The organism is Pseudoalteromonas sp. Z9A4 (assembly GCF_011378845.1).
Classification (GTDB): domain Bacteria; phylum Pseudomonadota; class Gammaproteobacteria; order Enterobacterales; family Alteromonadaceae; genus Pseudoalteromonas; species Pseudoalteromonas arctica.
On the sequence record NZ_WTLA01000004.1, the window covers coordinates 1 to 13,828 of the forward strand.

9 protein-coding genes and 10 tRNA genes are annotated in these 13,828 nt (G+C 39.2%); 8 read left to right on the forward strand and 11 right to left on the reverse strand.

Annotated features, from left to right (window positions below; genetic code table 11):
• Window positions 1-109 precede the first annotated feature (109 nt).
• From GQR54_RS04550 to GQR54_RS04560, 3 genes are all read right to left on the reverse strand, one after another.
• Window positions 110-185, reverse strand: a tRNA-Glu gene (locus GQR54_RS04550).
• A gap of 144 nt (window positions 186-329) precedes the next feature.
• Window positions 330-405: transfer RNA gene (locus GQR54_RS04555), tRNA-Glu, on the reverse strand.
• A gap of 37 nt (window positions 406-442) precedes the next feature.
• Window positions 443-518 (reverse strand) — tRNA-Ala (locus tag GQR54_RS04560).
• Window positions 519-1,726: 1,208 nt separating this feature from the next.
• On the opposite strand from GQR54_RS04560, the gene GQR54_RS04565 reads away from it, so the two are divergent.
• The 8 genes from GQR54_RS04565 to GQR54_RS04600 all read left to right on the forward strand — a co-directional run bounded on the left by GQR54_RS04565 (window position 1,727) and on the right by GQR54_RS04600 (window position 4,757).
• A tRNA-Val gene (locus tag GQR54_RS04565) sits at window positions 1,727-1,802 on the forward strand.
• A gap of 153 nt (window positions 1,803-1,955) precedes the next feature.
• Window positions 1,956-2,031 (forward strand) — tRNA-Val (locus GQR54_RS04570).
• A gap of 49 nt (window positions 2,032-2,080) precedes the next feature.
• Window positions 2,081-2,156: transfer RNA gene (locus tag GQR54_RS04575), tRNA-Val, on the forward strand.
• A 151-nt stretch (window positions 2,157-2,307) separates the two neighbouring features.
• A tRNA-Val gene (locus GQR54_RS04580) sits at window positions 2,308-2,383 on the forward strand.
• Between the two features lie 49 nt (window positions 2,384-2,432).
• A tRNA-Val gene (locus GQR54_RS04585) sits at window positions 2,433-2,508 on the forward strand.
• A gap of 33 nt (window positions 2,509-2,541) precedes the next feature.
• Window positions 2,542-2,617 (forward strand) — tRNA-Val (locus GQR54_RS04590).
• A gap of 62 nt (window positions 2,618-2,679) precedes the next feature.
• Window positions 2,680-2,755 (forward strand) — tRNA-Val (locus GQR54_RS04595).
• Window positions 2,756-3,110: 355 nt separating this feature from the next.
• Window positions 3,111-4,757, forward strand: a complete 1,647-nt coding sequence (locus GQR54_RS04600) for a response regulator (RefSeq protein ID WP_166376689.1) — start codon at window positions 3,111-3,113, stop codon at window positions 4,755-4,757.
• Window positions 4,758-4,761: 4 nt separating this feature from the next.
• On the opposite strand, the gene msrB is transcribed toward GQR54_RS04600, so the two are convergent.
• The 8 genes from msrB to GQR54_RS04640 all read right to left on the reverse strand — a co-directional run bounded on the left by msrB (window position 4,762) and on the right by GQR54_RS04640 (window position 13,786).
• Window positions 4,762-5,202 carry a peptide-methionine (R)-S-oxide reductase MsrB gene (gene msrB / locus GQR54_RS04605; RefSeq protein ID WP_166376690.1) on the reverse strand — a complete coding sequence of 147 codons (441 nt, stop codon included), beginning with the start codon at window positions 5,200-5,202 and terminating at the stop codon, window positions 4,762-4,764.
• A 146-nt stretch (window positions 5,203-5,348) separates the two neighbouring features.
• Entirely contained in the window at window positions 5,349-5,789 is a 441-nt protein-coding gene (locus tag GQR54_RS04610; protein ID WP_166376691.1) for a hypothetical protein, read from the reverse strand.
• Between the two features lie 26 nt (window positions 5,790-5,815).
• Window positions 5,816-6,310 (reverse strand): DUF2919 domain-containing protein, encoded by a 495-nt coding sequence (locus tag GQR54_RS04615; RefSeq protein ID WP_166376692.1) that lies wholly within the window; start codon window positions 6,308-6,310, stop codon window positions 5,816-5,818.
• Window positions 6,307-6,651: a DUF3392 family protein gene (locus GQR54_RS04620; protein ID WP_166376693.1), complete on the reverse strand. Its 345-nt coding sequence runs from the start codon at window positions 6,649-6,651 to the stop codon at window positions 6,307-6,309. Before GQR54_RS04620 ends, GQR54_RS04615 begins: the two co-directional genes overlap by 4 nt.
• Window positions 6,644-8,662, reverse strand: coding sequence for an NAD-dependent DNA ligase LigA (ligA, locus tag GQR54_RS04625; RefSeq protein ID WP_166376694.1), 2,019 nt, complete (start codon window positions 8,660-8,662; stop codon window positions 6,644-6,646). The genes GQR54_RS04620 and ligA overlap by 8 nt, the downstream gene beginning before the upstream one ends.
• A gap of 80 nt (window positions 8,663-8,742) precedes the next feature.
• On the reverse strand, window positions 8,743-9,510 hold the full coding sequence (gene zipA, locus GQR54_RS04630; RefSeq protein ID WP_166376695.1) for a cell division protein ZipA: 768 nt from the start codon (window positions 9,508-9,510) through the stop codon (window positions 8,743-8,745).
• Between the two features lie 74 nt (window positions 9,511-9,584).
• Entirely contained in the window at window positions 9,585-12,986 is a 3,402-nt protein-coding gene (locus tag GQR54_RS04635; RefSeq protein WP_166376696.1) for an AAA family ATPase, read from the reverse strand.
• 68 nt (window positions 12,987-13,054) lie between these two features.
• Window positions 13,055-13,786, reverse strand: coding sequence for an RNA methyltransferase (locus GQR54_RS04640; protein ID WP_166376697.1), 732 nt, complete (start codon window positions 13,784-13,786; stop codon window positions 13,055-13,057).
• Window positions 13,787-13,828 lie beyond the last annotated feature (42 nt).

Below are 13,828 nucleotides of genomic sequence, written 5' to 3' on the forward strand. Positions count from 1 at the left end.
TCTAGACGATGGGGACACATAAATGTGTCACTAGGACAACTGAATTTTTAGACTCGTTTCAGGCGAGCTTTCTTAATAACACTTCACTTTCCTATTTAAAATAAGTAAGTGGCGTCCCCAAGGGGATTCGAACCCCTGTTACCGCCGTGAAAGGGCGGTGTCCTAGGCCTCTAGACGATGGGGACACATAAATGTGTCACTAGGACAGTTGATAAGTTTAACTCACATCATGAGCTTTAAGGTAATTGCGTTTAATACAAGTAAAGACTCGAGCTTTAATTGTAACGCTATTTTCTCGGTAAAACCGCCTTTAACTAATAAAAGTTAAGTGGCGTCCCCAAGGGGATTCGAACCCCTGTTACCGCCGTGAAAGGGCGGTGTCCTAGGCCTCTAGACGATGGGGACACAGAAAACTGCTACCCTAGGACAAAACACTAATTTTTGGTGGAGCCATGCGGGATCGAACCGCAGACCTCTTCACTGCCAGCGAAGCGCTCTCCCAGCTGAGCTATGGCCCCAACTTAATCAATACCCGTCGTGATAAACACATCGTGTATCGCTTAGTGCGGGGCGCATTCTATGCACCACCCAAAATAAAGTCAACAGTTTTTTACCTAGCTTTATTTAAATGGTTTAATTTTCAACAAACTGGCTATCAAGCGTGCTAAAAAATACAATTTGAATAAGATTCTAGCCCTACTGCTTATAATAACATCACTATATCGCAGCGAATACTTAACAACACCCTACTCCCCTATTTAATGCAACAAAATTGCATCAAAGCAAAGGTATACATTTATATGCAAATTTAACTTATCTAAAAAACTACCAATTTAGGCCTCGCCAATCGCCTTAATCCTTTAAAAGTTACAATTACTTATAATAACCAGCTTAGCTCGTACTGAGAAATACTCGATTATTGTTTGAAGAACATTTTTTAAAGAGCATTGTAGCTTCGTAATTCTTTGTACAAAACTTCAGGGCGTGTTGATCTTTGGTGGGTTAATTTGCAGCAGTATGTTTGGTTTTTAGGCAAGGCAGAGCCTATGTAGTGTGGTTATTCCCATGAATAGGCGATAACGCCGCATAAATACCAAACATACGCTGCCCTTTGGGTTCTTCCTAGGGACGATCAGCTCTTTGTTGCTCGGTTTTTACTTAGCCCACTAGGTTACAAACCTCGCGCCGCGATTTAATTGTCCCTAGATTGAACAAATTTCAATCCACAAAGGTCAACACGCCCTAGTTATATGTGATCTATTTAGTCTTAACCCGAAGGGCTAGAAGTGAAGAATGCGTCTTTACGAATTGGCTAGGTTGGCTTATAGAAATAAAGTAAGTACAAAAATAGAGTTTAAGAATACTGTAAATAGGATTTGTTTTGGGAAGTTTAAATTAAATTTATTTTTAAAGACCAGCTCTACCACTAAATAACTCGCCCTAATGCTAATTCATCTTGTTCATAATCATAAAAACGACTCCAATAAAAAAACAATGAGTATCGTAAAACTAAATTTAAGATTAATAGGATTATAATTTCTACTCACTTTTAGGCGTTTAATTGAACTGCAATATCAAATTTGATGATAAAATAGACTTCAACTGTATCCTATTGTTTATAAAACCTTCATTCAGTACATTTTTATCATTCAAGTGTTGACACATTTTCAACTCTATCTATAATAGCGCCCCACAACAACGCAGCAATGCGATGTTGTTCAGATGTGGGTGATTAGCTCAGTTGGGAGAGCATCGCCCTTACAAGGCGAGGGTCACTGGTTCAAGTCCAGTATCACCCACCACTTTTTAATTAAAGTGTTCACATCTAAATTCTATATGGATAGTTAGCTCATTTAGAAAAAAGAGAGCATCACCGCTACTTACAAGCAACGGCGAAGTTCACTGGTTAAAGTCCAGTACTATTTATTTTAATAGTAGCGTTTTAATTTATATGTGGGTGATTAGCTCAGTTGGGAGAGCATCGCCCTTACAAGGCGAGGGTCACTGGTTCAAGTCCAGTATCACCCACCACATATAAAACCTATTATTATATAATAGTCGCGTTTTAAAATAGTAATATGGGTCGTTAGCTCAGTTGGGAGAGCATCGCCCTTACAAGGCGAGGGTCACTGGTTCAAGTCCAGTACGACCCACCATTCCTAGAATGGTGCATATTACAAGTATCTAAATGGGTAATTAGCTCAGTTAGAAAAAAGAGAGCATCACCTCTGTTAACAAGTAAAGGCGAAGTTCACTGGTTAAAGTCCAGTACTATTTATCTTAATAGTAGTGTTTTAATTTATATGTGGGTGATTAGCTCAGTTGGGAGAGCATCGCCCTTACAAGGCGAGGGTCACTGGTTCAAGTCCAGTATCACCCACCACATATAAACCTATTATTATGTTAATAGTCGCGTTTTAAAATTTTAATATGGGTCGTTAGCTCAGTTGGGAGAGCATCGCCCTTACAAGGCGAGGGTCACTGGTTCAAGTCCAGTACGACCCACCACTATTTACAGTGGTGCATATTAAAATGTAATTTGGGTGATTAGCTCAGTTGGGAGAGCATCGCCCTTACAAGGCGAGGGTCACTGGTTCAAGTCCAGTATCACCCACCAAATTACACATTAAGTTGTTAATTGATAAAAATAACTTAATAACAGTTATACCTATTATATGTGGGTGATTAGCTCAGTTGGGAGAGCATCGCCCTTACAAGGCGAGGGTCACTGGTTCAAGTCCAGTATCACCCACCACATATAAATATCATCAGATAATTCCTCTAGTAATAACTCCTCTTTGCCATGTTAGATACATTTAATAACTTTATAAAAACTCAATACATAAATTCTACGTAATTAACTCAGCAGTTTGAGAAATAGCATCGCCACCCTTTACAAACAATAGCGGGGTCACAGGTATCAAATCCACGATCCCCCGTCGAACCTATTATTATCTATACAATTTTTAATCGTACTATTAGGCTTTATAGCTAGAAAAACGTATTAGAAAAAATTAAATACCTAATAAATACAGCTATCATTCAAATTCCCTTGTAAGCACTTAAACTGTTGATTATAGTCTGTGTTAAATACAATAACGCTTAAGCCCATGCCAACTAAGATCTACTCAAAAGCTAAAATACTTATAGTCGAGGAGCAACCACTTACTCAAAGCTATATGAAACAATCGTTAGAAAGGCTTGGCTTTCAGCAATTGCGTTTTGCCGATCACGCAAACTCTGTAAAAGAGCAGTGCTCAAATGAAGGATTTGATCTAATTGTCTGCTCGTTCAATTTAAATAAGCATCAAGATGGCTATCAACTTTATGAAGAATTACGTGTAAAACAACTCATAAAGAATTCGACTGGGTTTATTTTTATCTCTTCAGAAACCAGTGGATCGCTTGTTCATAGTATTCTTGAACTCCAACCTGATGATTTCTTAGTAAAACCTTTTACAGTGCAAGAACTTAAAACACGTATTGAACGAATTTTAAAGCGCAAACACGACTTAAAAGCGATATACACTTTTATTGATGACGGTAACGATTCTAAAGTAATTAAACATATTGACATCGCATTGGGGAAGAAAAACAATATTTACAGCCCTATTTTGCTTCGCTTGAAAGGTGATGCTCTACTTCGCTTAAAACAAGCTCAAGAAGCAAAAGAATTTTTTAAATCTGTACTAAACATTCAAAAATTTGCTTGGGCAAAGGTTGGCTTAGTAGAGGCGCTTATAGCGAATAATGAGCATATTTTGGCGCAGCGGATGCTTACAACAATGTTAGAGCGTCAAGAAACTCGTTTAGTTGCCCTCGATTTACTGGGTAGATTAGAAATAAAACTAAATCAATATGATTTAGCACAACAATTTCTAAGTCAAGCAGCAGAAATTGCACCACGAAATATTACACGCCAAAAATCGCTAAGTAATGTGTCGCTAATTAATCACGACTACGAAAAAAATTATTTAACTCAAAAAGATATTGCCACCTTTGCAAAGCACTCAATACACGACCATCCGGATGTGTATTTAAATGCAGCACGTGCAGGTATCGACTTCGCATTAACGACAGATCAAACGGATCAAATACAACGAATTTCTAGGCAAACCAATAGGTATATTAATGACTTGAAAGAACAGTTCCCTAATAGTAAAAATCAGGCACAAATTGATATACTTAATGCTCGGTTACATTATTTAAAAGACGAGCATCAAAAGGCGAAAAAGTTAATAGAGCAACTTGATGATGACGATGCTCATATCCACTCGGTCGATGGGGCACTTGATAAAGCAAAAGCATTTCATGAATTAGGCTTTCATCAAAAGGCGCAGACCTTATTTACTAAAATAATTAGTCACTGCGAAAGGCATCCGACAATTAACGACACAACTTACTTACGTTATATTCAGCAACAACAAAGTGAGCGACGCGATATTAAAATGGGTCCGAAAGAACTTAACAACCATGCCGTTCATCAATTTAACAGAGGCCAATTAAATACTGCTCTGGAAGCTTTTACACAAGCATTTAGGGTTATGCCTCGTAATCAAAGTATCGCACTTAATTTATTACAGTGCCTATTTGATTCAACTAAGCAATCTGGCAGCTCATTTAACATCGAACTTGCTAAAAGATGCTACGTCCTTCTCGATAAAGCTAAATTACAGGCAGATCAGACGCAGCGTTTAGATAAGATTTTGCACATAGCAAAGGAAATGAGTTTAGATATTCAAAGTGCTAGTAAATAAAATATTAGAGTTTTTTCATTGATGCGGCATTAACGCAATAACGTAAGCCTGTTGGCAATGGACCATCTGGAAAGATATGGCCTAAGTGCGAATCGCACACGTTACAAATCACCTCTATGCGCTGCATACCATGGCTTGTATCGCTTACATAACCAATTGCTTCAATTGTCGCTGGTTGCGTAAATGACGGCCAACCAGTGCCGCTATCAAACTTTTCATCTGCATCAAACAATAAATTATCACAACAAATACACACATATTTACCTGGTTCGAGTAATGTACAACTACTCGAGCTACCTGGGCGCTCTGTTCCCTTTTTACGTGTAACGTAATATTCATCTTCTGATAGTTGCATCCGCCACTGCTCGTCAGTTTTGATTACTTTTTTACTTGGGGTAGGATTGCCGTTAATGGCAAAGTTAATAACATCATTCCACTTCAACATAATAACCTCATTGAATAGTTAATTAACCGTAGCCTATATAGCTATAGAAATTACGGTTAATTATTACGTTATCGAATACTCTAAAGATCAGCTAAAGAGTTTTGACCGTTAAAACTAAAGCTTGTTCAGCCGTAAAGGTAAATTCCCTAGCTAAAGGTAATATTTTGCTTTTCTGAATTAGTAAGTATTCGTTTAATAAAACTATCTAGTTCTGCTTTTTTTGCAGGTAAACTAACACTTATTTGGTGCTCATTATTGTTGTGTATTATTAGCTCGTCATCCTTAGTCATTATACGCTCTATACTCTCAATAACTAACCAATCTGGGCCGTGCTTTTTATCAAAAAATCCCATCAAACTAAAAAGTAATAAGTGTTGGGCATCTCTCTGAATAAAATCCTCTAACCGGTTTCTTGATTTAAATAGAGGCGTTAACCTATAAACGCTTGAGCAAAAAACAAACACCCACAACCCAAGTAACGCTTTAAACCACATAAACTCTAAAAGCTCAGTGGCAATCATTAAAATAATGAGCACTAACCCTATTAGTGACATCGCTATCGCTATTTTTTTATTTGCAGCGTCCATAGCTAATCCTTTTAAAGTCGCTTTTTTTATTCTGATGCTTTTTCGGTCGGCTCGGGCCAGTCATTAAAAAAAACGGTTAAGTAACGACTTTTAACCAAATACCACAGTACCCATAAAACTATCATCATTTGTACTGCTAAAAATGATGAAAATCGATAATGGCTATGCGCTGCTTGAATGCTTAACCATGTTAAATCAACAACGGCACATAAAATAAGAGGCCAGCGCATATGTCGCCATATTTTTGCTAACCTATCACTCGTACTGTGTGAGTCTCGGGGTCTGCGTAAACAAAATAAAATAGTCGGTATTATTGCAATACTCCCAATCGCGATTGCGATAAAGAAGTCATTTTTATTTTTAAAAAATAGCGACATTAAATCCAGTTCGGGTCTGCGGCTCAAAGCCGCAATAACCCAAATAAAATAACTGCGTAATAGCACAAGCACACTTAAATGAAATGCAACAGGCGTCCGGTAGCTCCCATACTTATCCCAGTATTCGGGTCCGTATCGGCTCATAGTTGATTTTTTTTATCTGCAATTGTACCAAGGACAAAAAATGCGATTATGAGTGTGACTGTCAGCCATTTTTTTCCAAAAAACAACAACCCTTTGGCTATAAGTGGGCTTAACCAAACAACCATAAAGCCAAAGCCAAAAGCGGTAATTAATACAAAACACAACACTCTAATGACAAAGTTATATCGGGAAACCGTGCTTTTTGTTAGTTTGATCACGTCGTTTGCATATAATGACACTAAGCATACCGTAAATAACATAGCGATATTATTTACGTAACCAAGTAGCCATTGCCCAGTACTTAACTGCAGTGTATTTAAAAAATGTAAAATACTATCCATGATATTTTTCCAAAAGTTTAATCAAATCGTCTTCAGTTAGTATGTCTATGCCTAGGTCTTGTGCTTTTGTGAGTTTTGAACCTGCTTTTTCACCCGCCACTAACGCATCTGTTTTAGCCGATACGCTACCAGACACCTTGGCACCAAGTTGTTGTAATCGGGCTTTTGCATCATTACGATTAAGTGTATTAAGCGTACCTGTAAGTACATATGTAAGCCCAGCGAGCGGCTGTTCTTCCTCAGAAGGTGCACTCAACGCTGGCCAGTTTACGCCTTGCTCTATAAGCGCATTAACAACTTCTAAATTATGCTCTTCATCAAAAAAGCCTCGAACATGTGTTGCAACTATTTCGCCTACATCACTTACCTGCGTTAAACTATCAATGCTGGCATTTATTATATTTTCAAGGGTAAGGAAGTGATTAGCTAAATTTTGTGCTGTTGCCTCACCTGCTTCGCGAATACCTAATGAATATAAAAACTTAGCAAGCGTAGTGCCTTTCGCCTCTTCAAGGGCTGTTACTAAATTTTTGGCTGACTTAGGTCCCATTCGTTCAAGTGACTCAAAATGTCCTTGTTTTAAAATAAACAAATCAGCGGGTGTTTTTATAAGTTCTCTATCTACTAACTGATCAACAATTTTATCGCCAAGGCCGTCTATATCCAGCGCTTTGCGTGACGCAAAGTGTTTAATTGCTTGTTTGCGTTGTGCAGGACATACAAGCCCACCCGTACAACGAGCGACAGCTTCGCCTTCAACCTTTTCAACATGAGAATCACAGATTGGGCAAGTCGTCGGGAATTCGATATCTCTGGCATCATCAGGGCGGCGCTCAAGTACAACTTGCGTTATTTGTGGGATTACATCTCCAGCACGGCGAATAATAACTGTATCACCTACTTTTACGCCTAAACGTGCAACTTCATCACTGTTATGAAGCGTTGCATTTGATACGGTAACGCCACCCACAAAAACGGGCTTCAAACGTGCAACCGGTGTAATGGCGCCAGTACGACCGACTTGAAAATCAACATCAAGTAGTTGGGTTATTTCCTCTTGCGCCGGAAACTTATACGCAATAGCCCAACGAGGAGCACGTGCTACAAAGCCTAAACGCTCTTGTAAGGTCTTTTGATTTATTTTTATTACTACGCCATCAATTTCATATTTAAGCTCACCACGGCGCGTTAAAATATCGCTGTAGTACTCGATCGCGGCTTTTGGACCTTCAACTAATTTTGTTTCTGGGCACAAAGGTAGCCCCCAATCAGTCAGCTTTTCTAATTGCTGATAGTGATCCTCAGGAATGCTGCCATCAGCAACAAGCCCGGTGCTGTACGCATAAAACATGAGTGGGCGTTTAGCGGTAATTTTAGAGTCGAGTTGACGCAAACTCCCCGCTGCTGCATTACGCGGGTTAACAAATACTTTATCACCACGTTTTTCTGCTTCAGTATTCAATTTATCAAAGCCAGCGCTGTCCATAAATACTTCGCCGCGAACTTCAAGCTCTTTTGGGTAATCACCACGTAGCTTGAGCGGTACATTACGAATGGTTTTAACATTTTGAGTAATGTTTTCACCGGTAAAACCATCACCTCGAGTAGCCGCTTGTACAAGCACACCATCGCGATAAATAATTGATACAGCTAAACCATCAAGTTTTGGCTCACAACAAAAAGTAAGCTCATCAGTACTCATTAAGCGCTCTTTTATGCGGCGATTAAACGCAGTGAATTCTTCTTCACTAAAGGCGTTATCAAGTGAGAGCATGGGTACTTGGTGCGCTACTTGCTCAAATTTACTAAGTGCTGCACCGCCTATTTTTTGTGTAGGTGAGTCGGCGGTTAAAAATCCAGGATGCTCGGTTTCTAGTGCGCTTAGTTCGCGTAATAACCTATCGTATTCAGAATCAGGAATACTGGGGGTGTCGAGCACATAATAATTATAGTTGTGTTGCTCTAATGTAGTACGAAGATGATTAACTTGCTCACTAATGCTGCTAGACATTTAAACCTCAATAAACATAAAAAAAGCCACTTTGACGATTCACCGTCCAGTGGCTTATAAAAATATAATGTATGCGTTATTTACGCTGAAAAAGAACGAACCTGCTCAACATATTGTCTTACGCGATCTACTGTCATTTCATTTCGTTCAGCATCTAAAATTTGCGCACCAAATTCATCCGCTAACTTTTTAGCTGCGCTGTGCAACATATTAAATGCAGCTAGACCATCGCCGTCGCACGGTAATGTCATAAATAAGCTTACCCCAGCGGTACTAAATTGTTCCATATTATCAATATCAAACGTACCTGGGTTGTACATATTTACTAATCTAAATAAAACAGGGCCTTGACCAGCCGGATCTAAGTGGCGATTAAAAAAGCCTTCCTCAGAATATTTAAAACCTAAAGTGTTAACTGCTGGCAATAATTTACTGCCTTGCATACTAAGCTCTTCTGGCATTTGAATATGTACAATAACAAAGTCAGACATTTGGGCAGGTGCTTCTTCAGCGCTTTGCTCTTTTGCTTCTAGGTCATCAACTATTTCTAGGTCATCTTCAATCGGCACTTCTGGCACGCTTGTATCTATTTGCGGCTCATTTGCATCAAAGTTAAGCTCGCCAAACTGTGGCTCATCACGTTCGCTTAGCATTGGCTCTTTTGGCTCAGCCTCATTACGAAAAGGCTTAGATGAAGCCGGTGCGCTTTCTTGTAATGGCTCAACCCGCTCGTTATCAGATACTTCTGGGCGGTCTTTTTTTCTCACAGACCACAATCCATGTATTAATAAACCACCAATGACAACTACACTGATAACGATTAAAACCCATCTTAATTGTTCGGCCATCCCCTCACCTTTTATTATTTGATATGCCTAAAGCCTGTATATTAATGAAAAACTAATACACTTGTTATAAAAATTTATGCATGTGCAAGTTGCACAGCTTGCTCTATATCTACAGCAACCATACGCGATACGCCAGGTTCTGCCATAGTAACACCTGTTAATCTACCTGCCATTTCCATCGCAATTTTATTATGACTAATATAAATAAACTGCACTGATTGTGACATTTCTTCAACCAAACGGCAAAAACGCACAACGTTGGCATCATCTAATGGTGCATCTACTTCGTCCAGCATACAGAAAGGAGCTGGATTGAGCCTGAATATAGAAAACACTAATGATAATGCGGTCAGCGCTTTTTCTCCACCACTTAACAAATGAATTGTTGAATTTTTCTTACCAGGTGGTCGTGCCATTATACTAACACCACTTTCAAGTAAATCGTCACTGGTTAATTCTAAATACGCACTACCACCACCAAAAACTTTAGGAAATAGCTCTGCAAAGTCTTCATTTACTTGATCGAACGTCGCTTTAAAGCGTGTTTTGGTCTCACTATCAATTTTACGAATTGCACCTTCAAGGGTATTTAACGCTTTTGTTAAGTCATCTAATTGATTATCAAGATAATCACTGCGTGCTTTAGCTAAATCAAATTCTTCAATTGCCGCTAAGTTTACTGCACCTAATTTATCTAACTGATTAGTAAATCCGGTTAACTGATTTTGCGCTGCACTTAAATTCAATGAATCAGGTAATTCATCAAGTATTGCTTTTAAGCTTTGCTTTAGCTCTTCTAATGGCTCGAGCGCAACTTGCGCTTTTATTAGTAAGCTTTGCTCTTCAATTGTTAGCTTTTGATGCTGCTCTTGCAAGCCCACCAGCTCACCTTGTGAGTTTTTAAGACTTGCTTGCTTGCTATTTAAACTTTCTTTAGCGTGAGCTAATTCTTTTTGTAGCAATACCAGTGCCTGCTCGCCTTTTTGATGCTGCGCTAAAAACTGCGTTATTTTATCGCCCAGTTCTTGCTCTGGGATCAGCAGCTCTTCTATTTCATTAAGTAATTCTTGCGCACCTTCAGATGCACTAACGTGCTCTTGCTCTGCATGGCTCAATTTGGTTTGGCTTAACTGCCATTCACTGCGTGCCTTTTGCTCTGAGAGCGTTGCCTTATGCGCTTGCGTTTTATATTGCTCAAGCATGCTTAATGCTTCGCTATAACTTTTATCACTTTGTGAGCGCAGGCTATTTGCAGCGTCTACCTCATCCGCTAAGTTAAGTTGCTGCTCATTTAACACTTCAAATTGCTCTGTTTGCTCATCAAGCACTTTATTTAATTGCAAAAGCGCAGTGGTTAATTGCTGTTTTTGTTGCTGTAACTTTTCTAGTTGCAGCTTAAAGTGCGCTACTTGCTGTTTGAGCATATCGCTGCGTGTACCGGCTACTGCTATATTTTGCGCAAGCTCATGTATGGCTTCTTTTAGCTCGCTTTGCTCGTTAATTAACTTTATTTGATCAGCTGTATGTTCATCACGAGTGTGTGTTACTTGTTTTAGCTCATCCTCGGCATTGGTTAACTGCTGAGCTTTATCCTGCAATTGCTTATGTTTTAAAAGTAATGAGTTTTCTGCATTTCGATCGGCACTTACATGCCAGTTACGACCATATAAAGCACCGTTTTTATCCATAACGGCTGTATAATAAGCATCTTTTAAGAGCGTTAGATCACCGCTCTCGCTATAAGCAATGCGCGTTAAATGATCTGGGTACACGCCGCTTGTTATGAATGCAGCTAAGCTATTTTCAGCAATGTGCTTACCACTAATTGGCCACACACTATTATCAGCTTGCTGCTGACTTACATTTAAGTTCTCTAGCGATTTAAGTGCTTGCTCTATTAAGGGCTCAAAGCCTTCTTTAACACTTAGCTGATTAAACAAACCATTAGTACTTTCACTTTCTTCATCAAGCCCTAATGTACTTTTAAGCCCTGTTATACTAGCTTTTAACTCGTTTATTGTTTGAGTAAGCGTCGAATATTGCTTTTGTGAGTTATTAACACGCTCATTTTGCACTTCAAGCTGAGCACTGCACTGCGTGTGCGCTGTTTGTTTAGCGGCAAGTTCTTGGGTTAATGTTTGTGTTTGCTGTGTTTGCTGCGTTAATTGTTGTTCTACATCGCTACTTTGTAAGTCAGTAAGCTGCGCATTTAACTGATTAAGTTGCTCGTTAACGTGGCTTATTTTCTGCTGAGTTTGTTTAATGTGACTGCTATGCAGTTGCGCATTATTATTAAGTTGTTGCTGTTGCTCACACAAAGTTTGCCAGTGTGTATTGTAGCGCTGCTTCAGTGCTAATAATTCCTCAAGCTCATGCGTTAACTTCCTAACTTGCTCTTCGCACATTAACGCGTTTTCACTTGCCTCTTGCAGGGTTTCATTTAGTTGCTCGCACACAATTTGCTGCTGCGTTTTAACTTCAGTGCTATGGGTTTGGCGTTGCTGTAATTTAATTAAATTTTGTTTAAGCGTTTGAGTTTGTTGCTTTACATTTATTTGCTGTTGCTCAGCGCGGGTAAGCTCTGTGTGTATTACATGTTGCTGATGCTGTGCATCGCTTAGTTTATCTTGCTGGGCTTGTACTTGCCCCTCTAGGCTTGCAAGTACATCGTCATGCCCTGAATTAGCGGTTTTAAAAAACGAAATTTGACCATTAAGTTTTTTAATTTGGGCACTTTTTTCAAGTTGCTGCTGATGTAACTTTTGCCATTTTAAAACCGCAATTTGCCCTTTTAACGTTCGCTCTTGCGCTTTTAACTCGCGGTATTTTTTTGCATCAACCGACTGCACAGCCAATTTATCTAACTGGCTTTGCAGCTCTTTACGCACATCTAACAAACGCTCAAGGTTTTCGCGGGTACTTTTAATGCGTGTTTGTGTTTCGCGGCGGCGCTCTTTGTACTTAGAAACGCCAGCGGCTTCTTCTAAAAATGCGCGTAATTCTTGTGGTTTACTTTCTATCAAGCGCGAGATCATCCCTTGCTCAATAATCGCGTAACTACGCGGACCAAGACCTGTACCTAAAAATATATCGGTAATATCACGCTTACGGCATTGACTGCCATTTAAAAAGTACAGCGACAGCCCGTCGCGCGTTACTAAACGCTTAATTGCAATTTGGTTTCGATCGGCAAATGTGTTTGAAGGACTACCTTTATCGTTATCAAAAACAAGCTCTACAGAAGCTTGCGATATGGCTTTACGATTAGTTGAGCCATTAAAAATAACGTCGGTCATGGCATCGCCACGCAGGTTTTTAGCAGAGCTTTCGCCTAGCACCCATCGTACTGCATCAATAACGTTGGATTTGCCACAGCCATTGGGGCCTACAACACACGTCATTTGATCAGGAAATGGAATTTTAGTGGGCTCTACAAACGATTTAAAGCCCGCTAATTTAATGGTGCTTAAGCGCATCTTATTGTTATTACCAATTTATTATTGTTATTTGTCATAAACAATTTAACCCATAATTTACTAATAGATTAAGCTTGTCGTTTAAAGTTATCTAAAATAATACCGGTTGCCATTGCAACATTAAGCGACTCTGCTCCACCAAAAGCGGGAATGGTGATTTTATTGGTCACTAAATTTGCACATGTCTCGCGTATACCATGCGACTCACTGCCCATTAGTAAAACGCCTGAGCCCGTAAATTGGGTTTTATGTACACTTTGTCCATCTAAAAAAGCACCGTAAACAGGTAAATTTAAAGACTGTAAGTAATCAGGTAAATCTACTTGGCTTACCGATACCCTTACAAATGAGCCCATTGTGGCGCTAATTGTTTTAGGGTTGTAAGCGTCTGCGCTGTCGGTGCTAGTTACTATATGTTTAATACCGTACCAATCGGCTACTCTAATTATAGTGCCTAAATTACCAGGATCAGATACGCCATCAAGCGCGAGTATTAAGCCACTTGATTGTGGTAAAGCCGCCCTTGGCATATCAACAATAGCAATGGCTGCATTATTGCTAACTAATGTACTTGCTTTAGTGAGGGTCTCTTCATCCGCTTCAATAAAATTAGCGTGCTGATACTCACCTTGGTACGCATTTATAAATTCATCAGTAGCAAAAATATTAACCGCATTTAATGGGCTGTTTAATAACTCAAGTACGTTTTTTTCACCCTGTACAAGGTATTGATTATATTGCTTTCGGTACTTTTTTTGGCCAAGTTGGCGAATAAGTTTGAGTTGGTTTTTTGAAATCATAACAGCCCCATAAAATTGTCCATCAAGTATAACAGATTTCGT